This is a genomic window from Pseudovibrio sp. Ad46, assembly GCF_001623065.1.
In the GTDB taxonomy this organism is placed as follows: Bacteria; Pseudomonadota; Alphaproteobacteria; order Rhizobiales; family Stappiaceae; genus Pseudovibrio.
In genome coordinates, this window is record NZ_LMCG01000079.1 from 64,171 (window position 1) to 87,169 (window position 22,999).

A 22,999-nucleotide genomic window follows, 5' to 3' on the forward strand; every position below is an offset into this window, starting at 1 on the left:
CGATAACCTCAGGCAAAGCACGGCAGGCAAGCTGCGTAATGATACCAAAAAATATTGCTATCGCAGGAGCCGGGATCGCCGGACTTACAGCTGCGTTATACCTTGCCCGTAAGGGCCATAGTGTTTTCCTGTTCGACGCTGCCCCAGAGCTTTCCGAAGTCGGCGCCGGAATTCAGCTATCTCCCAATGCAATGAGATGTTTGCAGGCTCTTGGCTTAGGCCCTGCACTCATGTCCAGAGCCGTCTCTCCGGCCAGCGTCAATATACGCTCCGGCCAGGATGGGTCTCAACTTGCAACCGTTCCGCTTGGCCGCATTGCCGAAGACCGCTATGGCGCGCCATACTATGTGATCCACCGGGCAGATCTGCAACAGCTGTTATTGGAAGCTGTCCAGAACACACCGGAAGTCACTCTGCGGCTGGATACCAAGGTAGAATCCGCCGAAATCAACGGTAATACTGTCACGCTCAAGGGAACGGCTTTCTCAGAAGCTCTTGCAGGTATACCGGATCAGTTTGACCTGCTCATCGGCGCTGACGGTGTCCGTTCAAGCATCCGCCAGACCACATTGGGTGGCGCACCTGCCAAACACACCGGTTTCGTAGCCTACAGAGCAACAGCAGAACCACCCTTCAATCTGGAACCTCTCCTGAGCACCTCAGGCCTGTGGCTCGCTCGCGACGCCCATCTGGTTCAGTATCCAGTAAAGAATGGCAAGCTGCTCAACATCGTCGCCATCACGAAGGAAGACTGGGAAGAAGACAGCTGGTCCCATCCGGTTGGCAGTGATCATGTCCGCAAGCACTTTCGCAACTGGGCTCCAGAGGCCTTGCGTCTGGTCTACCTGCCGGAAACATGGACCCGTTGGTCATTGTGCGAGGTCGACACCCGCCCTGCATGGACCCAGGGTCCTGTTACTCTTATTGGTGACGCCGCCCACGCGATCCTACCGTTTTCAGCTCAAGGCGCTGCAATGGCAATCGAAGATGCTGCAGTCCTGTCCAAAATGGTCGACAAACACGGCGCAACACCGCAGGCTCTGCAAGCCTATGAGACCGCCCGCCGTCCACGCATTGAGAAAATGAGCAAGCTCGTGAAGTGGAATGACTGGGTCTATCATATGGGCTTCCCTCTTCGTATTGCACGAGATCTCGTCATGCGGTCCAACACCCCAAGTCAGCTTCTTGATCGGTTTAACTGGATCTATGAATGGACGCCGGAAGACCATACCGACTAAAAACTGATACATGTTCCCGAAAAGTGGGTCCGGTTTTCGAGTAAGAATGCGCATAAGAATAAGCAGCTATAGCTTGGCGCGTGAATGCAGATGAACGCGGCACGCTCTGGCTGTTAAAGCCACCCATATTTCAGGAATACAGAAAGCCATGACCAATAAGATCATCACAGCGGGATATGTCGTTATTGGCGATGAAATCCTGTCTGGTCGCACCAAAGACAAAAACATCGGCTTTCTGGCAAGCTATCTCACAGATATCGGCATCGACCTGTCTGAAGTGCGTGTCGTGCCTGACGTGGAAGAAAAGATCGTCGAAGCCGTCAACGCTCTACGCGTAGAATACACCTACGTGTTCACATCCGGCGGAATCGGCCCGACACATGATGACATCACAGCAGATGCCATCGCGAAAGCTTTCGGTGTCTCAATTGATCTGGACCCACGCGCTTACAAGCTTCTGGAAGATCACTACGGCGCTGAGAACTTTACCCCTGCCCGCAAGCGCATGGCCCGTCTTCCTGATGGCGCCGACCTGATTGAAAACAAGGTGTCCATCGCACCCGGCTTCAGAATGGAAAACGTGCACGTCATGGCAGGCGTACCGGCCATCATGCAATCCATGGTCGATGCCATCGCACCAACGCTGAAAACCAGTCAAAAGATGCTTTCTGTGACTATTGAAGCTACTCTTCCTGAGAGTCGCATTGCCACAGACCTAGGGGAAATCCAGAAAAACTTCCCCGAAACCTCAATTGGCTCCTATCCGCAGTCAAAAGATGGAGTATTTTCCACACAGGTTGTTGTGCGATCTAGGTCAAATGATGTACTGGAACAGGCCAGTGAAGCCGTCCGAGCAGCCGTAGAAGCTGCAAAGACAAAATTTCTTTGAAAGAAGACACATGGATAATCAGCAGCAATCCAAAGCATTCCCGGTCTCTTGGGACCAATTCCACCGCGATTGCCGTGCCCTCTCTTGGCGCCTCGCCGACAAAGGCGAATTTACAGCGATTGTAGCCATCACACGTGGTGGCCTTGTTCCAGCTGGCATTATTGCGCGCGAATTGGGTGTTCGCACCATCGAAACAGTTTGCATTGCATCTTACCACGACTACGACGATCAGGGCGAGTTGAAGGTCATCAAGCCAATCGACCCGAAAGTGGTCGGCTCTGAAGGCGGTGAAGGCATTCTCATCATCGACGATCTGGTCGACACCGGTAAGACTGCAAAAGTTGTTCGCGAAATGTTGCCAAAAGCACACTTTGCAACCGTCTACGCCAAGCCAATGGGTCGCGATCTGGCTGATACCATTGTGACTGAAGTTTCTCAGGATACCTGGGTGTACTTCCCATGGGATCTGGGCATGCAGTTCCAGCCGCCAATCTCTAAAGATACCGCAGGCTAATCAGCCCACCGGAATTCTGCATAAGAGTTTCAAAAGCCTCGGCCTTATCGCCGGGGCTTTTTCCGTTCATAAGCCGGTAATGATCCAACCTTCACGAATGCATTTTGGCAGCACTAGACGAAGCGATGAATAACATCGAACTAGCGGCTATCTTAGACAAACTTATCCCCCTTGCTCAAATGTGCCCCCATACTAACTTCATGCCCACGTGACGGGCAGTTGGCGGACCGTCCGTCAGCATGTCGTGGGCTGGGTGGGGCTTTTGAGAGAGGTAACGCATCTTTCAAAGGTCCGGTGGAACCGATTTTCAGACGTGACTGCATGGTCTGAGAGGAAGGGCCCAAGCTTGAGGGGCATCACGCAGTGGCATTTGTTGGTCAGAGCAATAAATGTCAGGGACAGAGGACCTGTTTAGGCCGGGAAACTTGCCAAAGCAAAGCCGTTGTCTTTCCAGGAAACTGGCTATCGTGTCTTTCAGGATAAGAGGCGATGTTGTCCATATCAAAATGCCCGGGCAAGGTGCGTAGCCAATGCCAAAGACTCATTTCTAACAAGTAGCGCAGGTGTTGCCTGCCGCCTTGCTCATCCCGACCTTCGGGAACTCTGGTCCAACACTGCATGGGAGGCTATGCGGTGCTTATCGTGCAGGAGGTCACCCATCATCAGATACCATGCTATTCGTTAGGCTCTCGCCTCCCTTAACACCGCACCTCGATGACCCGATCAGCAATGATCTCATCAGTATCCAGCCGGCACCCAATCGCGTAGACTTCAACACCTGCCTTTATAGCCGCATCGAAAGCCTCACCATATTTCGGGTCAATATCACGTGCCAGAACAAGCGCATCGCAATCATCACGCTGGATCAGAAACACCATAGCAGAACGATGGCCTTCCCGGACCATATCAGCAAGCTCATCCAGATGCTTTGCCCCACGCGCTGTGACAGCATCAGGAAACTCTGCGACACCATTTTCGCGGGCCAGCGTAACGTTCTTCACCTCAACATAGGTGCGCTTGTCACCCTCACCTTCCAGAAGAATATCGATGCGAGAGTTCTTGCCGTACTTCACTTCACGGCGCAGCTTCTCATAACCGACAAGCTCAGGAATACGCCCTGCTTCAATCGCCTCTTCGACCAGGCCATTCGGACGACTGGTATTGATACCCACCATCGCACCGTCAATCTCGAGCATTTCCCAGGAGTATTTCAACTTGCGCTTTGGATCATCATTAGGCGTCAGCCAGACCTTAATGCCCGGATCTTTCAAACCCATCATGGAGCCCGAGTTGGCACAGTGCGCTGTAATTTCAGCACCGCCATCATCGAGGGTAACATCAGCCAGAAACCGTTTGTAACGCTTAATCAGCCGGCCAGTGACCAGCGGCACATCAAATCGCATAGCGACCTTCCAAATTATTCAGCGTATTCCCGAAAAGTGGCTCCGGTTTTCGGACAAGAATACGCGCCAAAATGAAGACTGAAGATTATTTGGACCAGAAATCAGGATCCAGAAGAATAAGAACCGTGAACAGTTCCAGACGCCCCAGCAACATTGCAGCACACAAAATCCATTTCACTGGATCAGGCAGCGCCGCAAAGTTGCCAGATGGCCCGATCATGGTGCCAAGGCCCGGGCCAACGTTACCAACGGATGTCGCGGCGGCAGACACAGCAGTCACCAGATCCAGATGGAACAGAGAAAGGATCAGCGTCAGAATACCAACAGTACCGATGTAAACCACAAGGAACGCAAGAACGGAGAACGTCAGTTCTGGTGTCAGGTGCGTGTTACCGTAGCTCACAGAGATCACGCGGTTAGGCCGCACCATCCGGCGCATATGCGCAATCACGGTTCCGAAGAACACGAGAAAACGGAAGACCTTGATGCCGCCCGTTGTCGAGCCTGTACAGCCACCAACAAACTTGAGCAGAAACGCAAGTCCAATCACCGGAGCACCCCAGGAGGTGTAATCCCCCATGGCATAGCCAGTGCCCGTCACCACAGAAATCACGTTAAACGCAGATTGCAGGATCGCACTGCCAAAACTATCAGCATTGCCAGAAGTACCGAGATAAATCGTCAGAGCAAGAGAGATCAGACCAACCAGCCACAAAAATGCCCGCACCTGCGGATCACGCCAAAGCAACAGCGGCTGCCCGCGCAACGCCTGAATGATAAGCACAAATGGCAGCGCGCCCACAATCATGAAGACGACCGCAATCCAGCCGGTCACAGGATTGGTAAAGTACCCGAAGGAATTATCATGCGTGGAGTAACCTCCCGTCGCAATTGTCGTGAGACCATGGTTGAACGCATCAAACATCGTCATGCCAGAGAACCAGTAAAGCACGATGCAAAGGCTGGTCAGAAACAGGTACGTCAAACTGATCAGGCGGATCAACTCAATGGAACGGCTAACAATCTTCTCGCTCTGATCGGAGCTTTCTGTCTGAAAGAGCTGCATTCCACCAATGCGCAGGAACGGTAAAAGCACGATCGCCATAACGACAATCCCAACACCGCCCATCCATTGCATCAGCGAGCGCCAAACAAGCAGCCCCGGCGGAAGTGAATCAAGACCCGTCAGCACAGTAGAGCCGGTGGTGGTGAATCCCGACACGGCCTCAAACGCAGCATCGACATACGCAATACCCAGCCACAAAAACGGCAGAGCCCCAAATGCAGGTAACGAGACCCAGCATAGAGTTGTCAGGATAAAGGTCTGGCGTGTGTCCAGCCCGTCACGCAGCGCACCACCCATGGCCACGATTAGCAACATGCCAACCAGACCGGTAATTAACGATGAAATAATAAAGGCTTGCCAGTCAGCATTACGCGACACAACATCCACAAATGCAGGGACAAGCATGGCAGCAGCGAGGCCAACATAAAGGTACCCAAGCACACTTAAAACCGGTCGTATGGAAACCAACATCAATCCGCCGATATAAAATCCAATTTCACCCGCCCGCTAGTCACATATTGTCCCTTAACGGACGAGATTGGAACGGTATGCTCTCAAACATTTATGAAGCATTGGTTTTAGGCCACTTAGTGATATCTGGCAATTGAATTAATCGGGCAACTACCTATTCACACAACAAGAATGAAACCGGATAGCCCAAACATGTTCAATGCACGGAATCCCTAGTCTTTCAGGGACGTAGCGTCAACGCCAGAATTGAGGATTAAACAGCACCAGCACCGTAAAGAGTTCCAATCTCCCCAGCAACATTGCCGCAGAAAGTACAATTTTCGCACTGTTGGGGATGTCAGCAAAGTTTCCAACGGGGCCAACCACATCACCAAGTCCCGGACCGACATTAGAAACCGCAGTCGTAGCTGCACTCATAGCCGTCACCAGGTCCAGACCAAGTCCACCAAGAATGACGGTAATCAACCCCACAGTGGCCATATAGACCACTAAAAACGCAAGAACCGAGAACGCCAGTTCAGGCGTGATCTTTGTATCGCCATACCGGACAGGAACCACCTGATCAGGCCGGATCATCTTATTCATGTACGCACGAACAGTGCCAAAGAACACGATAAACCGGAAAATCTTGATGCCACCACTGGTCGAGCCTGTACAGCCACCAATAAACGTCAACATCAGGAAGAAGCCCATCATCGGCGGGCCCCACGCCGTATAATCACCAAGTCCATAGCCCGTTGTGGTGATGATTGAAATCACCACAAACAGCGCTTCAACCACTGCACGGCCAAACGTGAACTTATTTTCAATGCCAAGATACAGAGCAGTCAAACTGGAAAGGACAATGATAACAAAGATAAAGACTCGTGCCTGAGGATCCTGCAGAAGTGCTTTCGGATTCTTGGTCAAGGATTTGATTAACACAACAAACGGCAGTCCTGAGGCCAGCATAAAGACCACAGCCACCCATTCTGCAGCAGTGCTCTCAAAATATGCAAAGGACGCATCGTGAGTAGAAAAACCACCAGAGGATAATGTCGTCATTGCATGGTTCACTGCATCAAACAACGTCATTCCAGAAAACACATAAAGGATCGTGCAGGTCAGCGTCAGCATGATGTAGACGCCACCAATCAAGCGCGTCAGATCAGTCGCACGGGCAACAATCTTCTCTCCACGGTCAGAACTTTCTGTCCGAAACAGCTGCATCCCGCCAATACGCAGCAAAGGCATGAGCAAGATCGCCATAACGATGATGCCAACACCGCCGATCCACTGGGTCAGGGAACGCCAGAACAACAAACCAGGAGGCATACCATCCAGACCAATCAGGACCGTGGATCCAGTTGTCGTAAACCCCGAGACGCTCTCAAAAAAAGCGTTCTCAAAGCCGATCCCAAGGCTGAGAAAGGGCAGAGCGCCGCAGACTGGCATCACAATCCACGATGCTGTGGTCAGCAAAAACGCCTGTCGAATGGTGAGATGCTCAAGTTTGTAATTGGCCGTAGAAACAGCAAGCAGCAGGCCAAGTAAGCCAACAAACAGAGAAGAGAGTGCAAATGCAATCCAGTCTGGATTGCTGAAGTAAATGTCCAGCAATGCAGGTGCCAGCATCAAAATAGCCAGCCCAACCAGAAAATATCCAAGCACCCGTAATACGGGACCCACCAGTGCCATAATATCTCTCATTTCAAGATGGGCTTCGCCTCGGGCGAGCGCACCAACACGCTTTAATCTCAAATCCTACTGAAACTCGGTTAAACTTCTCAGCAAACAGACACAACAAATCGGTTCGATGATTTTTGAGGTTACTGGGAAGTGAAAATTTGAAGGCTCATAACGAGCCCGTAGATAAGTCCGGCAAGATGGATCGCCTATCTACGCCAAAAGTAGGGGGCAGCCAAGTTTTTTCTTATCCGGAATGCTCTCACCCCGGCAAAGTGCATAGCCATCGAGGTACAATTTTACCGGGCGTGGAGCCAACTTGGTGTCAGCAAAGTCCAATTTAAACTCGGAAAAACACTTGTATTACAAGTTCCCACAGCGCTGCGACAATACTACCTATAAGTCATTCTACCGCGACAGGATGTGATCCTCAGATCACGTTTTTCATTAGCCTTAACACCCGCTCAAAGTGAATTAATTTCATTATACTGTTGTTTTAAATAAGATATTGCAGCCTGAAATTTCACAGCACCTAAAAACAAGGCAATTCAACAAAATCAATTAGATAGCTCATATTGTCGCAGTTTTTCATCTTATAGATTTCATCAATGACGCGATAGACTCATACGATTTTATTTAAGCTGCGTCCTTCTGCAAGTTCTCGCTGAACACCGTAAGCTTCCCTACGTCATTTCAGGTAGGGGCCTTTCGGAACTGAAGAACAGGGGAAGGGTATTCATGGTCTGAATTTGTGGTTTGCACGGTCTCTTGAAAAGACCCTGGAACCCGAAAGGAAAGTTACAGCGAGTTTGAAGCCGCTGACGCAGTTGCACTTTAACACCTCCCATTAAGCTGCAACTCAAAACCCGAAAATCCTGACGGTTCCAACTCCTCCCAGCAAACCAGAAATCAAGGCCATGACGTGAGATGCCTTCATCAGCTTCGCTCACCAAGCAAGCACCGTGAAGCCACACTCTCCTTTCCTCCGTCAGTTTTATGGAGAATGGCTGTTATGCTTCAGCAGACAGACAAACACGAAGAATCCTATAGCGAGGCACACAAGCCTGCGAGCAAGTTCGAACAACGGTCTGATTATCTGGACCACGAACTCCAGATCATGAAACCACGCCGTTGGGGTCTCAACCTGCCGGGCCGCGACTTCCGTTTTGAAATGGAAGATTTTGTTCCCGCAATTGCAGGAACAATCGGCATCTCCGTGATGTACTCTGCGGTTATGACAGCATGGGCAACCGGCCTCACAGCAAAATGGCCACACGTCAATCTTGGTGCTGAGTGGATCATTGAAGTGGTCCGCGTTGAGATGCTCATCCCGGCCCTGCTCTTCTGCATCATCGGCTCTGGTTTCCTCAACCCACGTGCAAACCTTGCAGGCAACCACGGTCCAATGATCCCACTCATTGGCTCCATCGCTCTTGCAGGCGCACACCCTCTGGCACTGGCAGCACTCGTCTGTGCCTTCGGCCTCCTCCTCAGTTACTTCAAAGGTGGCTCTCGTCTGGTGAACCTAACCAGTCAGGGTGTTGCTGGCGGTTTGCTCGTGTTCCTTGGCTTCATGGGGGCAAAGGGGCAAATCACATCCCTCTTCAGCTGGGCTGGCGGCCTGCAGGCGAAGCATGACCTTGCTTACAGCCTCTCTTACGTCGCTCTGGCGATCTTTGCCGTCAACATCGTGCTCTACGCCTTCCTCGCAAAGGTCGGTAAGCGCTGGCTCGCAATTCCAGCTTGCTCCGTCATCGCGGTAGTTCTGGCTCTCGCACTTGGCGCTGGTGTTGACCTTCAGTTCACCACAGCTCCTGGCCTGCCAAACATGAACCCATGGTACTGGTGGGGATCTACCGAGACCGGCTGGCAGCTTGGCATCCCTAGCTTCAACCACTTCGTTGCATCTCTGCCTTGGGCAATTCTGGCAGTCGCAATGTGGTCCCCGGACTTCCTAGGTCACCGTATCTTCCAGGAACTCAACTACCCTAAGAACACAGATAAGGTTCTGATGGACGTTGATGACACCATGACCTGCTGCTCCCTGCGTCAGTTCACCGGCACATTCTTCGGCGGTGGTAACATCACCTCCTCTTGGGGCACCTACATGATCCCAGCAGCAATCGCGAAGCGTCCAATCCCTGCAGGCGCAATCCTGCTCGGCGCACTGTGCATCGTTATCGCTACCATCGGCTACCCAATGGACGTAGCAGTATGGCAGCCCGTGATGTCCTGTGCTCTTCTGGTTGGTGTGTTCCTTCCACTTCTGGAAGCTGGCCTGCAGATGGTAAAATCCAGCAACGACACCAACTCCGCTGGTATCTGCATCTTCGCAGCAATCGTGACCAACCCTGTTCTGGCATGGGCAATCACCATGTTCCTCGACAACAATGGTCTCATTGGCGACAAGGAACGTGCAGAACGTCTGAGCTTTGCAGACCGCATCATCATTCCAGCAGGTGCAGTGATCATCTGTACTCTGGCAATGGCTGCAGTTGGCATGCTCCCAGGTATTCCAGCTCTCTTGTAAGCTAAACCACACCAAATCTTAAAAGCGCATCGCCCAGCGGTGCGCTTTTTTCGTTTCCTTAGGCACTGCGACAATACGCACCTGCGTAAAACCTGACGTCAGTAACGCACAGTACGGATGACAACCTCACCTTCATCTGGCATATTCATAGACACCAAGCAGCCCTACTCCTCTGATATTTCAAAATAAATCAGAGCGTGCAAAATTTTTCACCGCACCACTTTCTGCTTTTGGCTTTGCCCTATCCTCCACAAACCCACATTGTAATAGATTACATCTATAACGTGATAGACTCTGGCGATTTCAACTAACCATGTGTTAGATGCAGACTCAACGTATGGATGCAGGCTTCCTCCCTCTCGCCTGCCTCCTAGGCGCATTCCCGAAATGGGGCTCGATTTTCGGAAAACAGAATGTAGTCGCAACAAAAGATCGAGGCGGTTTGCCGGGCGAGGCAATGCAAACTGCTTTGATTGCTCTAGGGGTTTGCTGATGTTTAAAATACCAAGCTTTATGCTGAAAGACGCGATCGTAGCCAAGCCGGGCTTCAATCGTTGGTTCGTTCCACCGGCTTCCATTGCAATTCACCTGTGCATCGGCTCCGCCTATGCATGGAGTATCTACAATCCGGCACTTGTAAGAGAAATCGGCGGCATAGCGCCAGCAGCTGAAGATTGGTCTCTCAGTTCTGTGGTCTGGATCTTCTCAGTCGCAATTCTGTTTCTTGGCCTGTCTGCCGCTGTTGCAGGCAAATGGCTTGAGAAAGTTGGCCCGCGCTGCGTTGGCACAACAGCTGCCTTCTGCTGGGGAGGTGGTTACATCATCGGCTCAATTGGCATCATGACCCACCAGCTCTGGCTGCTGTATCTGGGATATGGCGTCATTGGCGGCTGTGGTTTAGGCCTTGGGTATGTTTCACCCGTCTCTACCCTGATCCGCTGGTATCCTGACCGTCGTGGTCTGGCAACCGGCATGGCTATCATGGGCTTTGGCGGCGGCGCAATCATCGCAGTTCCGCTGAAAAGCTGGCTTCTGGGCCTCTATGCCAAAGCACCTGACTATCTCGGCCCTCTCGCGGACGTGCAAACAACCGTAGAAAACGGTGTGCGCTACGTACAGGTTGCAGGCCAGAAGCTGGAAGCCATTGTCGTCAGTGCATCTCAAGCAGAAGCAGCCTTTGACGGTGCCCAAGCAGGCGTATACCTCGCAGGCACAGGTAACACTGGCGCAGCATCAACCTTCCTCACATTGGGTATTGTCTACTTCTTCGTAATGATCCTAGCTTCCTTCGCCTACCGCATTCCTGCACCAGGCTGGAAACCGGAAGGTTGGGAGCCACCACAGGAAGACCCTGCAAAACAAGGTCTTATCACTCGCAACCATGTGCATATTGATACAGCATTGCGGACACCACAGTTCTACCAGCTCTGGATCGTGCTCTGCTTCAACGTGACAGCTGGGATTGGCGTGATCTCCGTTTCCAAAACCATGATCTACGAGATCTTCGGCAACGGCATGCCAACCATCGTAGACGGAGCCTTCACCGCAACCTACGTTTTGATGATCTCCGTCTTCAACGCTATGGGTCGCCTCGGCTGGTCCACACTCTCTGACTATATTGGCCGCAAGAACACCTACACAGTCTTCTTCGTGCTGGGCTCTTTCCTATACCTTTCCATTCCGCTCATCGCGGCGGAGGCAGGTACAAGCCCCTCCGTGATGTGGCTGGTGATGTTCTACGCAGCCACCATGACCATCTTCACCATGTATGGCGGTGGCTTCGCTACAATCCCCGCCTATCTGGCAGATATCTTCGGCACCAAATTCGTCGGCGGTATCCATGGTCGCCTGCTCACTGCATGGTCTGCAGCAGGTGTTGCTGGTCCATTCCTCATCACATTCCTGCGCGAACGGTCTGTAAACACCAAAATCCATGAGCTTGCGGAAAAAGTTGATCCAGCCGTATTCCTCCAGACTTTCGGTGAAGGCAAAGAGAAACTGGCTGAGCTCATCGCAGCAAAATCCATCTCTGTCTCAAGACTGATGGAAGTAGCTCCGGAAGGCACGGTTGATCCAACTCCGAGCCTCTACAACACCACAATGTATGTGATGGCTGGTTTGCTCGTCGCAGCACTCGTCTCCAACCTTCTCATGAAGCCAGTCCACCCCAAGTATCACATGGCTGAGGACGCACTGGGCGAAGGAGAGGCCACAACAACAAAACCGGCAGCATCTGGCAAACAAACATCTGCACCAATGCCTGCTGAATAAAAAGCAAACCCAAACAACTAAGCCCGCGATCGTCGCGGGCTTTTTTTATGAGCAACTCGAAAGCAATGCTACTTTTCTAATCAACCTGCTCTGGAATCAGCGGCTTCTTATACTGAGCCGCACAATCCGCTAACGACGTAATAATTGCAGGCTCCAGCTCACGCTTTGTCATCACCATACCAATGCTGTGCGAAACAACTGGCTTGATCAGCGGTACGGAAACAATTCCTGCCCCAAGCGACAAGGCAGAAAATTCCGGCAAAATCGCGCAATACCCCGCACGGATGAACCCGCCAAGTGACGGGATTGTCTCTGCCTCAATCTCGGGGTCCAACTCAACACCGAGGAAGCGAAGCGTGCTATCCACCATCAACCGGTTTTGCAACTTCGGCGAAAGCGCCACCATCGCCCCGGCATTCACAGCCGTTTCCCACTCCACCGCGTCTACCCCTTGCAAACGATGTCCTACTGGCATGAACAGGCGGTAGTCTTCCTCATAAAGCGTGAAACTGCTGTGCTTCTTTGCATCGCTGAACTGAGTGTACGTGATGCCTGCATCAATCTGATAATCCTCAAGAGCCTTATGGATTTCATCATGGCTCATCAACTGGATCGTCGCATGTGCATGCGGATGGCTCTTCTTCAAATCCAGAATTAGAGAGGCTGTCGCAACATCAGCTGAGGGAATAACGCCGATATTAACCTTGCCGAACACCTCGGCACTCTTCCCCGCAACCTCGTTCCGCAAACTATTACAGTCCGCAAGCACCTTCTTCGCCCAAACGAGAATGCGCTCCCCTTCCGCAGTCAATCCATGAAACTTCTTGCCACGTTCAATAATGGGTACGCCCAGTTCAATTTCCAACTGGCGAATTCGGCCTGACAACGTTGGCTGCGTCACATTACAAGCCGCAGCGGCACGCGTAAAATGTCGCTCCTGAGCCAGAGTAACGAGGTACTGTAACTGCCGAATATCCAAGGACGATCACCCTTCACACAACGCTTGATAGAAACGCCCTATAGCACAATAGAGCAATCAGATCAGAATGGGCACGGACACTATAGCGTATCGCCGAAAAGTGGAAGCCGGTTTCCGGATAAAGATACGTAAGCAAAAAATGCCAATGCAGTGCACCAGGTTCTGCCCAGACGCGAACTGCATTAGCATTTGTTTTTTCAAAGAAAAGCAAAACAAATGCGCTGCGTTCTTACGCCACAGGAATATCGGAGTGACCTTTTCACAGAGTTTCCAGTGCGAACCATGACTTGGCCACATTGCCTCTCTTATCTGCCACTCTCAGTTTCCAGTGATTTGCAATCGGACCTTCCATGGCAAAAATCATTTCTCGTCCGCTCCTTTGGGCAGTCGGCACGGCCTTTTTCGTAATGCTGGCAGTCTTCGCCACGTACTTACTCCTGCCCTATGATCTGCCCGGTTCCGCAAATCTCACAAAAGTTAAAGATGAGCGCTTGCCAGCCCTGCGCGCAGATCTGACTTTCAAAGGAATGTCCTTGGGAAGCCCTGTTTTCCTACGTGTCTTCAAAGAAGAAAGCCGGTTGGAAGCGTGGATCCGGTCTGGCAAAACCTATCAGCCCTACAAGTCATGGGAGATTTGCAAATACTCTGGTGATCTGGGGCCAAAGCTGAAAGAAGGCGACGGTCAGTCCCCTGAGGGCTTTTACAATGTGTCAGCTAGACAATTGAACCCGAACAGCAGATATCACCTCTCCTTCAATCTCGGTTTCCCGAACGCCTTTGATCAGTCACTGGACCGCACAGGCTCTTACTTGATGGTCCACGGTAACTGCCTCTCCATCGGCTGCTACGCCATGACCAACCAACATATCGAGGAAATCTATCTGCTCGTGGAAGCTGCCCTTCAGAACGGACAAGGCGCAGTCCCAGTCCATATCTTCCCCTTTGAGATGACAGAGGAAAACCTCAGCAAGCACGCCAACTCAAACTGGCTGAACTTCTGGCGCAACCTCAAACAGGGCTACGATCTCTTCGAAGAAAACCGCATACCACCGGATGTGTCGGCAGAAGGAAAACGTTACAGATTTGATGTTTAGCCTACACCCTGAAAGCAGGTAGCTAGAGCAATGCTCCAACTACCCTCATTGATTACTCATCAAGCCTAGTGGCAGTGATAGGTCCCACGTTTGCGATCATTATGGCATCCATCACTATTCGTCCCACCGCTATGCGCCGCAGCGACCCCAACTCCTAAAGATACTGCAAACATTGCTAGGAATACACCAGCAAGAACTTTCCGCATTTTCCGCTCCATTAGTTCTCTTACAACAATGCGGAAATTACATTTTTCTTAAAATCAGCATATTCGGTAAAACAACAACGTGCAGAGAACAGGTGAAAATATATAACTCATTGCATTGCCGAATCTTCTTTTGAGGACAACACAAGCAAATTGCTTCGAACCGCACTGAAAAACCATCACGCATTCTTGGCAAAAAACTGTGCAACAGTCTCACTATTGCAAGTTTACAATATAATTTTTTGGGAGAGTAATTTGGTGCGGACGGCGGGACTCGAACCCGCAAGCCCAGGGGCGGCAGATTTTAAGTCTGCTGTGTATACCAATTCCACCACGACCGCTTGCAGGCACCTGAGTACACGAGCAAACCACTTTCGTGCAAGAGCCTCTTTTCCGTTATCCAAGAAGTTCCTATAGCTTATCCCGGATTAAGCCCCTCAAAAAATCGATAGAATCCCAACAGGAACCACGGAATACAACGGGCTTCATAAAATGCGTGCGCAGTTAAGGATCTGACCTTCTTTTTTCGCTACACCTTTCAAAAATACCCGATATAAGTGGGGAAACACCAGATTACTCCCTAGAATGCCCCTAAAAAAATAGGAGAAGCTTCTACGGAGAAGCAGGGCTTGCGAGCAAGCATAACGGCATTTTACAGTTCCTCATGATGTAATCTGCGTTCGTCCCTGCGCGAAACGGAACAAGGAAAAAACGGGAAAATGATTGACTACGTAGACGCTGCCAACGCGCCCCTGAAAAATACCGGCCAGATCAAGATCTACAGCCAGGAAGATTTTGAAGGTATGCGCAAAGCAAGCCAGATGACTGCACAGTGCCTCGACGCACTTGTGCCGCTGGTGCAACCGGGCGTCACAACGCAGGAAATTGATGACTTCGTTTTCAAGTTTGGCAAGGAGCGCGGCGGCGTTCCGGCAACACTGAACTATCGTGGCTTCAGCAAATCCTGCTGTACCTCCATCAACCGCGTCATCTGTCACGGTATCCCTGACTCGAAGAAGAAGCTGAAAGAAGGCGACATCGTCAACATCGACGTCACCTACATCGTTGATGGCTGGCACGGCGACAGCTCCCGCATGTATCCGGTTGGCAAACTCAAGCCTGCAGCCAAGCGCCTGATTGAAGTCACCCACGAATCTCTGATGCGTGCTCTGGAAGCTGCCAAGCCGGGCAACACCACAGGTGATATTGGTCATGCGATCCAGGAATACGTAGAATCAGAGCGCTGTTCCGTTGTCCGTGATTTCTGCGGTCACGGAGTAGGCAAGCTGTTCCACGACATGCCAAATATTCTGCATTACGGCCAGAAAGGTTCTGGCATCGAGCTCAAGCCGGGCATGATTTTCACAATTGAGCCAATGGTGAATCTCGGTCGGCCAGATGTGAAAGTACTGAAGGACGGCTGGACGGCTGAAACCAAAGACAAAACATTGTCTGCTCAGTTTGAGCATTCCATCGGCATCACCTCAACAGGGTGCGATATCTTCACAACATCACCAGCAGGCCTGTTCAACCCAATGGAACCGGAAGCCGGAGCCGCTGCTTAGCCGCACCAAGTAAGGAGGGGGAATGAAACAAACCAGTTTCGGGTTTCATGAGGTAACTCCCTCTCCTCAGGAGCAGGCACCCACCGTGCCTGCACTCCAGAGCCATATCCCTCTGGACGAACCGGCAACTCTCCCGGTTCCGCCCTCTGCTAAACAGAGTAAATCCCCTAAGTCAGCCGCCAAACACTATCACGGTCATCGTGCACGCTTGCGTGAACGGTTTGAGGAAACAGGCCTGGACGGCCTCCAATCCTACGAGTTGCTGGAGATGCTCCTCTTCTCCTCCATCAAACAAGGTGACACCAAACCGCTGGCAAAAGCACTGCTGGCCCAGTTTGGCTCCTTTGCACAAGTTCTGGCCGCCCCAAAACAACGGCTGGAAGAGGTACCCGGCTGCGGACCACGCACAGCAAGCTTCCTCAAAGAAATGCAGGCCGCATCTATTCTCTACGCTAAAGCACAGGTTGTAGAGCGCGACCCCCTCTCCTCCTGGAGCAAAGTTCTGGAATACGTTCGCGCAGCTATGGCGCACAACGACAAAGAAGAATTCCGCATCCTGTTTCTGGACAAAAAGAACCGCCTCATCGCAGATGAAGTCCAGCAAACCGGAACAGTTGACCACACGCCCGTTTACCCGCGCGAAGTTACAAAACGAGCATTGGAGTTATCAGCCTGCGCAGTCATTCTGGTCCACAACCACCCTTCAGGCGATCCAACACCATCCCGTCAAGACATTGAAATGACGACGAAAATTTCAAACACACTGGAACCACTAGGGATAGTGCTGCACGATCACATCATCATAGCCGGCTCAGGTCACGTCAGTTTCAGAGGCCTTCAACTCATCTAAGCTATCCCCAGCAGCAGAACTCCATTCACATAAATTTCCCAAGTGATCGATAAAACACGTCGGTTGTACAGGCTCACTCAAGCAAAACCTCCGAACATAAGCATGGGCAAGTGCGTTTTCGCATACAATCAAGAGTTTTAAAGGCAGCATGAGTAAATTGCCGATGGCGGGACAACCGAGTTCGAAAACTCCCATGACTTCAGCAGTGTTGGGCAGTACTTTCGGCAATACGATTACACGAGGCAAAAAAATCGGAGCCCGCATGATGGCTCTGTTGATCCTGTGTGTTGTAGCTGCAGCTTTGGCTGTTGGGTATCTGGCGTTCTACTGGTCAACCCAGCGTGCGCTCGACTTCGAGGTCGATAAAGAAGTTCGCCTCGTACAGAGCAACCTCAAAGTGTTCCGCAATGGGCTCGCAAACGAAGCAGAGCGCATCGCCATCTCAAACAAGGCATACGCTTCTGTTCTTTCAGAAGAAACCAACATCCTGCTGGATGAGGATCTGACACCGACCCCAAGCACTCGTGGTGATCGGGATATCTTCGTCATTCTCAACAAGGATATGAAGCCGCTTTACACCTACCGCCGCGATCTGCCATGGCACAGCGAAGTCTTTGAAGATCAGCTCCGCGGCCAGCTTGATGCCACACTGTCTGAATTGGAAACACGGGCCAACACGAAGCAAACGCAGTTCCGTGTACCTGAACCACTGCGCAGCCATGCCCCTCTGGCGTTAAGTTTGCGCGATGTTGTTCTGGTTGATGGCGCAATCGGCCTCGCCACTGTCGCAGCAATCACTCCGTCAACAGCACCGCCAAAAGGTATGCCAACAGTTGCCGGTTATCTGCTTTGGGTACGATCACTGGACATCCGGTCCATCAGATCTTTTGAGGAATCAACGGGCTTGTCGGAAATGTTCATCACCACGAACAAGCCAAAAGCCGACTTCCAGCGTGTATCCCTGCCATTGCTCCGCCGCAACGGCGAGATCATCGCCAATCTGAGCTGGAAAACCACCGCAGCCTCTGGCGCGATCTACACCAACTCATCACCGTATTTTCTGGGAACCATCATCGCTATCTTGCTGATGACGATTCTCATTCTGCTCCGCTACATCAAGATGACAGACCGCATCTTGCAAAATGAAGCAGATGCGACACATGCAGCACTCCATGACGCCTTGTGCGGGCTGCCCAACAGAACATGGTTCGAGATTTTTGCAGCTGACGTGCTGCGACGCGACCGACAAAAACAGCGTATTACTGGCATTGTATTTCTGGATCTGGACCATTTCAAACAGATCAACGACAGTCTGGGCCACTCCATCGGCGATGAAGTCATCAAACTCGTCGCCGAACGCCTGAAAGTGTCGATCAACATGGAAGACCGGGTCGCGCGCGTCAGTGGAGATGAGTTCCTCATCGTACTGGCGCACCGCACCAACATGGATGAGATCATCGAAACCTGTATGTACATCGAGAAAATGCTCTCTGATGCCTTCAAGGTTGAGAAACACAAAATTCTGACCACGGCCAGCATGGGCGTTTCACTCTCCCCGTCGCATGGTCATGACCTGACTGAACTTTTGCGCAGAGCAGACATTGCACTCTATCAGGCGAAGAAACTTGGCCGTGGCCGTTATGTGCTCTTTGAAAAGGAGATGGAGGACACCCTTCAGATCTCCCGTGAAATCGAAGAGGATATCAAACGCGCGCTCAATGCCAACGAATTCCAGAACTACTACCAGCCGATCATGGACAACACCGGCAAGAACATTCTGGCAGCCGAGGCCCTCATTCGCTGGAACCATCCGAAAAAAGGTCTTTTGCCACCAGCTGCATTTTTGCCGGTAGCTGAAGAATCCATGCTCATCAATCGCATTGGTGAGTGGGTGCTGGAGAACGCGATCAAGGATGGCTCAACCCTGAATGACGTCACCATGTGCGTGAACGTTTCTCCAACTCAGTTACGTCATCCGGAATTCCCCGAGCTGGTCAACACATTGCTGGAAAAATACCAGCTGGAACCTAACCGCCTGGAACTGGAAGTTACCGAAGACGTTCTCATCAACTACTCAGAAACAGTGGTTGAAGTCATCGAGCGCCTTCGTAATCTCGGCGTAAAAATTGCGCTGGATGATTTCGGAACTGGCTTCTCATCTCTCAGCTACCTGCGCCGCGATCTGTTCGACAAAATCAAGATCGACCGTTCCTTCATCAATGGTGCGGTGACTGATGCCAAAGCCAGAGAAATTCTGGCAAGCTCAATCACGCTGGGGCTCCGTCTTGGCATGGATGTGTGTGTTGAAGGCGTGGAAGAAGAAGAGCAGAAAGAACTGCTGCTCACCATGGATTGCCCAATGATGCAGGGTTATCTGTTCTCCCGCCCAATCCCACTTGGCAAGTTCCGTCTATGGCGTGATGACAGGGATGAAGAAGTGGAACAGAAGCCACGCAAAATCAGAGTGGGCGCAGCAGAATAATCTGCGCCCTTCGCGATCGACTATCATCTCAAACTAGTTTTCAGAAAAACTCTTCCAGAACGCAGCAAATGTCTCGCTGGTTTCATGCTTGAAAGCAAATGGTCGCTTGGCCGCTTCCTCCCAGCGCACACCGGAATTTTTCAGCACTGCAACACCCTGTTGCCCAAACTGCATCTTAAGCTGGTCAACAAGCCAGGCCTTCACCTGATCACGGCGTTGAACCGCAAGACCACCATTATCGTGCAGCACAGAGTGATGTCTGTCGCTGGCATCAATCAGCTCACTAAGGCCTCTGTTGTCCATTGCACTCAGCATCAACACAGGAACCTTCCAGTCCCCTCGCTTCGCACTCAAGCTCATGGCACCTTCCACATCCGCACGGGCACGGCTGGCAACGTCTCCCATATCAGCCTTAGTCACGCAGATAATGTCCGGCAGCTCCATGATGCCTGCCTTCATGAACTGAAGGCTGTCACCAGATCCTGGCTGAATACAAAGCACGCAGGTATCAGCCACAAGAGCCACATCTGCCTCAGATTGGCCAATACCAACACTCTCCACGATCACCCGGTCCATCACAGCCCGCATCAGGATCACTGCAGCAATAGCATGTTCAGAAAGCCCACCAAGCCGGTTCCGCGCAGCCATGGAACGCACAAAAATCTTCTGATCTTCCGGATCGGTTGAAAGCCGTGTCCGGTCACCCAGCAACGATCCACCAGTCACCTGAGAGGAGGGATCAACCGCAATCACACCAACGCTTTGATCCGCGCTGCGGTATTCCGAAATCATTGCATTTGTCAGGGTGGATTTCCCAACGCCGGGAGGTCCGGTCAGCGCGATCACATGCGCGATTGGGTTTTGCAACGCCTCATCCAGCAAAGAGATCAGCTGAGGATGTCCCTCATAGCTCTCAATAGCGCTGAGCAAACGCGCAAGAGCTGGCTTACCGCCAGCTCTCAGGTCTTCCAGATTGGCAGGAGCCGACCGAGGCCAGCTCCTCCCTTTTTTCACAAAGCCACTCACCCCTTGTTCCGCTGTGCCAGCACTGCCTGAGCAGCAGCAAGACGCGCAACAGGAACACGGAATGGAGAACAGGACACGTAATTCAAACCAACAGTTTCGCAGAAGGCGATGGAGGCTGGATCACCCCCATGTTCTCCGCAAATACCAAGTTTGATATCAGCTTTCGTCTTACGACCATTCGTGGCTGCAAGCTTCACCAATTGGCCAACACCGTCCACATCCAGAGAAACGAACGGATCTTTCTCCATCACCTTCCGTTCCTGATACTTGCCCAGGAAGGACGCGGCATCATCACGAGAGATACCAAAGGTGGTTTGCGTCAAATCGTTGGTGCCAAAAGAGAAGAACTCGGCAGACGCGGCAATCTCTTCAGAAAGCAGCGCGGCCCGTGGCAACTCAATCATGGTGCCAACAGAGTACTCAGGCTTTTCGCCCAGCTCCTTGGCCACAACTGCCGCTGTACCGTCAATGCTCTCGCGAACAATATCCAGCTCGCTCTTCAAGCCAACCAGCGGCACCATAATTTCAGGTGTCACCTTGCGGCCATGGCGCTTGGAAACGTCCAGCGCAGCTTCAAAGATTGCCCGTGCCTGCATCTCTGCAATTTCCGGATAGGAAATCAGCAAACGGCAACCACGATTGCCGAGCATAGGATTGAACTCTTCCAGCTCTTCCGCACGCTCACGCAGTTCTTCCGGATCAATGTCCATCTGCTTGGCAACTTCAGCAATGTCCTCTTCCGTCTTAGGAAGGAATTCATGCAATGGCGGATCAAGCAAACGAATGGTGACCGGACGATCAACCATCAGCTCAAAGATATCGATAAAGTCCTGACGCTGGATCGGAAGCAGCTTCGCAAGCGCAGCTTTGCGTTCTTTCACCGTGTCAGACAAGATCATTTCACGCACCGCAAGGATACGTTCGCCTTCAAAGAACATGTGCTCGGTACGGCACAGGCCAATACCTTCAGCCCCAAAAGAAAGCGCAACCTTCACATCAGCAGGTGTTTCTGCATTGGTGCGAATGTTCATGCGGCGAATGTTATCAGCCCATTCCATCAACTTTTTGAAATCACCGGAAAGCTCAGGCTCCTGCATTTGGACCTTACCAGCAAGCACCTGACCATTGCCGCCATCAATGGTGATTGTATCACCCTTGCCAAAGCTGCGACCGTCAACCGTCATGGTCTCATTACGGGCATCAACACGAATGGTTCCAGCGCCAGCAACACAAGGTTTACCCATACCGCGCGCAACAACAGCCGCGTGACTGGTCATTCCGCCACGTGTTGTCAAAATGCCTTCCGCAGCATGCATGCCGTGAATGTCTTCAGGGCTGGTCTCTGTACGAACCAGAATAACAGAGCGGCCATTGGCCTTTTCTGTTTCAGCATCGTCAGAGTTGAACACGATCGCACCGCAGGCAGCACCCGGAGAAGCTGGCAGACCAACAGTCAGCTCATCTCGTTCGCTGGCAGGATCAATGGTTGGGTGCAGCAGCTGATCCAGAGAAGACGGCGCAATACTCGCAACGGCTTCTTCTTTGGTGATCAGGCCGCTCTCAGCCATATCAACCGCAATCTTCAGCGCAGCTTTCAGCGTCCGCTTGCCGTTACGGGTCTGAAGCATCCAAAGCTTGCCGTGCTCAACGGTAAACTCCAGATCCTGCATATCGCGGTAATGGGTCTCCAACCTGTCACAAACAGCCTGGAACTCCGCAAACACCTCAGGCATGGTCGCTTCAAGAGATGGTTTTTCAGAATGCGCCTCAATGCGGGCTTTCTCGGTGATGTCCTGCGGCGTACGAATACCCGCAACAACATCTTCACCCTGCGCGTTGATGAGGAACTCACCATAAAGCGCGTTTTCACCAGTGGACGGGTTACGGGTAAAGGCAACACCGGTCGCAGAATTTTCGCCTGTGTTACCAAACACCATCGCCTGCACGTTCACTGCAGTACCCCAGTCCTCTGGGATTTCATGCAGGGCGCGGTAAGTCTTGGCCCGTGGGATCATCCAGCTCTTGAACACGGCGCCAACGGCACCCCAGAGCTGCTCTTCAGGATCCTCAGGGAAAGGACGACCAAGCTCTTCTTCAACCTTGTCCTTATAAGCCGCGACGATCTGTTTCCAGTCGTCGCCGGTCAGGTCAGTATCAAGGGAGTAGTCGTGCTCGTCCTTGAAATCCTCCAGAATTTCTTCGAAGTGATCGTGGTCTACGTCCAACACCACATCAGAGTACATCTGGATGAAACGACGATAGCTGTCATAAGCAAACCGGTCATCGTTTGCATCTTTGGCCAGCGCTTCAACAGTCCGGTCATTGAGACCCAGATTCAGAACCGTATCCATCATACCCGGCATGGAAACACGGGCACCGGAACGCACAGACAACAGCAGCGGTTTGGACGTGCTGTTGAACTTACGCTCTGTCAGCTCTTCAACAGCCGCAATGGCAGCATGAACCTGCTCTTTGAGCTCGCAAGGATACTGCTGACCATCATCATAATAGTGCGTGCAAACTTGCGTTGTAATGGTAAAGCCGGGAGGGACAGGCAATCCTAGTCTGCTCATCTCGGCAAGGTTTGCACCCTTACCGCCCAGCAGCTCCTTCATAGAAGCATCGCCCTCGGTTTTGTTTTCTCCAAAGATGTAGACCCACTTGGTCATAACACCCCCCTTTATTGAGTGAGACGACAACCAATCTCACTTGGAATTGCACCACTGCCCACTATCTGCAATGAACAGGGTCAT

The 22,999-nt window shown here is 51.8% G+C and carries 15 protein-coding genes and 1 tRNA gene; 9 read left to right on the forward strand and 7 right to left on the reverse strand.

Features of this window, described 5'->3' with window-relative positions; all coding sequences use genetic code 11:
* Positions 1-38 precede the first annotated feature (38 nt).
* The 3 genes from PsAD46_RS22520 (at position 39) to gpt (ending at position 2,641) form a co-directional block, all read left to right on the forward strand.
* Positions 39-1,238: an FAD-dependent oxidoreductase gene (locus tag PsAD46_RS22520; protein WP_063307915.1), complete on the forward strand. Its 1,200-nt coding sequence runs from the start codon at positions 39-41 to the stop codon at positions 1,236-1,238.
* A 148-nt stretch (positions 1,239-1,386) separates the two neighbouring features.
* Positions 1,387-2,127: a competence/damage-inducible protein A gene (locus PsAD46_RS22525; protein WP_063307916.1), complete on the forward strand. Its 741-nt coding sequence runs from the start codon at positions 1,387-1,389 to the stop codon at positions 2,125-2,127.
* 10 nt (positions 2,128-2,137) lie between these two features.
* Positions 2,138-2,641, forward strand: coding sequence for a xanthine phosphoribosyltransferase (gene gpt / locus PsAD46_RS22530; protein ID WP_057462537.1), 504 nt, complete (start codon positions 2,138-2,140; stop codon positions 2,639-2,641).
* A gap of 698 nt (positions 2,642-3,339) precedes the next feature.
* Here the strand turns inward: gpt and sfsA are convergent.
* The 3 genes from sfsA to PsAD46_RS22545 form a co-directional block, all read right to left on the reverse strand.
* The gene (gene sfsA, locus PsAD46_RS22535; protein ID WP_063307917.1) at positions 3,340-4,044 is read right to left on the reverse strand and encodes a DNA/RNA nuclease SfsA; all 705 of its coding nucleotides are present in this window, start codon (positions 4,042-4,044) and stop codon (positions 3,340-3,342) included.
* Positions 4,045-4,129: 85 nt separating this feature from the next.
* Positions 4,130-5,581 (reverse strand): TrkH family potassium uptake protein, encoded by a 1,452-nt coding sequence (locus tag PsAD46_RS22540; protein ID WP_063307918.1) that lies wholly within the window; start codon positions 5,579-5,581, stop codon positions 4,130-4,132.
* 234 nt (positions 5,582-5,815) lie between these two features.
* Positions 5,816-7,231, reverse strand: coding sequence for a TrkH family potassium uptake protein (locus PsAD46_RS22545; protein ID WP_082830723.1), 1,416 nt, complete (start codon positions 7,229-7,231; stop codon positions 5,816-5,818).
* Positions 7,232-8,258: 1,027 nt separating this feature from the next.
* Here PsAD46_RS22545 and PsAD46_RS22550 point away from each other — a divergent pair.
* A complete protein-coding gene (locus tag PsAD46_RS22550; RefSeq protein ID WP_208981974.1) occupies positions 8,259-9,776 on the forward strand; it encodes a DUF3360 family protein in 1,518 nt (505 codons plus the stop codon).
* A gap of 492 nt (positions 9,777-10,268) precedes the next feature.
* Positions 10,269-12,047, forward strand: a complete 1,779-nt coding sequence (locus PsAD46_RS22555; RefSeq protein ID WP_063292729.1) for an OFA family MFS transporter — start codon at positions 10,269-10,271, stop codon at positions 12,045-12,047.
* A gap of 76 nt (positions 12,048-12,123) precedes the next feature.
* On the opposite strand, the gene PsAD46_RS22560 is transcribed toward PsAD46_RS22555, so the two are convergent.
* Positions 12,124-13,026 (reverse strand): LysR family transcriptional regulator, encoded by a 903-nt coding sequence (locus tag PsAD46_RS22560; protein ID WP_063292730.1) that lies wholly within the window; start codon positions 13,024-13,026, stop codon positions 12,124-12,126.
* A gap of 350 nt (positions 13,027-13,376) precedes the next feature.
* Here PsAD46_RS22560 and PsAD46_RS22565 point away from each other — a divergent pair, with 350 nt between their 5' ends.
* On the forward strand, positions 13,377-14,120 hold the full coding sequence (locus PsAD46_RS22565) for a murein L,D-transpeptidase family protein (RefSeq protein ID WP_082831066.1): 744 nt from the start codon (positions 13,377-13,379) through the stop codon (positions 14,118-14,120).
* A gap of 459 nt (positions 14,121-14,579) precedes the next feature.
* On the opposite strand, the gene PsAD46_RS22570 is transcribed toward PsAD46_RS22565, so the two are convergent.
* Positions 14,580-14,664 (reverse strand) — tRNA-Leu (locus PsAD46_RS22570).
* Positions 14,665-15,042: 378 nt separating this feature from the next.
* Here PsAD46_RS22570 and map point away from each other — a divergent pair.
* The 3 genes from map (at position 15,043) to PsAD46_RS22585 (ending at position 19,220) form a co-directional block, all read left to right on the forward strand.
* Positions 15,043-15,888, forward strand: a complete 846-nt coding sequence (map, locus tag PsAD46_RS22575) for a type I methionyl aminopeptidase (protein ID WP_063292731.1) — start codon at positions 15,043-15,045, stop codon at positions 15,886-15,888.
* Positions 15,889-15,910: 22 nt separating this feature from the next.
* On the forward strand, positions 15,911-16,738 hold the full coding sequence (gene radC, locus PsAD46_RS22580; protein WP_063307919.1) for a DNA repair protein RadC: 828 nt from the start codon (positions 15,911-15,913) through the stop codon (positions 16,736-16,738).
* A gap of 193 nt (positions 16,739-16,931) precedes the next feature.
* Positions 16,932-19,220: a bifunctional diguanylate cyclase/phosphodiesterase gene (locus PsAD46_RS22585; protein WP_208981975.1), complete on the forward strand. Its 2,289-nt coding sequence runs from the start codon at positions 16,932-16,934 to the stop codon at positions 19,218-19,220.
* A 33-nt stretch (positions 19,221-19,253) separates the two neighbouring features.
* Here the strand turns inward: PsAD46_RS22585 and PsAD46_RS22590 are convergent, their stop codons facing one another.
* Complete coding sequence (locus PsAD46_RS22590) at positions 19,254-20,234, reverse strand: methylmalonyl Co-A mutase-associated GTPase MeaB (RefSeq protein ID WP_208981976.1); 981 nt, start codon at positions 20,232-20,234, stop codon at positions 19,254-19,256.
* Between the two features lie 8 nt (positions 20,235-20,242).
* The gene (gene ppdK, locus PsAD46_RS22595) at positions 20,243-22,915 is read right to left on the reverse strand and encodes a pyruvate, phosphate dikinase (protein WP_063307921.1); all 2,673 of its coding nucleotides are present in this window, start codon (positions 22,913-22,915) and stop codon (positions 20,243-20,245) included.
* Positions 22,916-22,999 lie beyond the last annotated feature (84 nt).

Bases quoted from the DNA above. Each gene is read 5' to 3' on its own strand.
- PsAD46_RS22525 (WP_063307916.1), top strand. From the start codon at position 1,387: ATGACCAATAAGATCATCACAGCGGGATATGTCGTTATTGGCGATGAA.
- PsAD46_RS22585 (WP_208981975.1), top strand. From the start codon at position 16,932: ATGACTTCAGCAGTGTTGGGCAGTACTTTCGGCAATACGATTACACGA.
- PsAD46_RS22555 (WP_063292729.1), top strand. From the start codon at position 10,269: ATGTTTAAAATACCAAGCTTTATGCTGAAAGACGCGATCGTAGCCAAG.
- PsAD46_RS22565 (WP_082831066.1), top strand. From the start codon at position 13,377: ATGGCAAAAATCATTTCTCGTCCGCTCCTTTGGGCAGTCGGCACGGCC.
- PsAD46_RS22520 (WP_063307915.1), top strand. From the start codon at position 39: ATGATACCAAAAAATATTGCTATCGCAGGAGCCGGGATCGCCGGACTT.
- radC (WP_063307919.1), top strand. From the start codon at position 15,911: ATGAAACAAACCAGTTTCGGGTTTCATGAGGTAACTCCCTCTCCTCAG.
- PsAD46_RS22540 (WP_063307918.1), bottom strand. From the start codon at position 5,581: ATGTTGGTTTCCATACGACCGGTTTTAAGTGTGCTTGGGTACCTTTAT.
- ppdK (WP_063307921.1), bottom strand. From the start codon at position 22,915: ATGACCAAGTGGGTCTACATCTTTGGAGAAAACAAAACCGAGGGCGAT.
- gpt (WP_057462537.1), top strand. From the start codon at position 2,138: ATGGATAATCAGCAGCAATCCAAAGCATTCCCGGTCTCTTGGGACCAA.
- map (WP_063292731.1), top strand. From the start codon at position 15,043: ATGATTGACTACGTAGACGCTGCCAACGCGCCCCTGAAAAATACCGGC.
- PsAD46_RS22550 (WP_208981974.1), top strand. From the start codon at position 8,259: ATGCTTCAGCAGACAGACAAACACGAAGAATCCTATAGCGAGGCACAC.
- sfsA (WP_063307917.1), bottom strand. From the start codon at position 4,044: ATGCGATTTGATGTGCCGCTGGTCACTGGCCGGCTGATTAAGCGTTAC.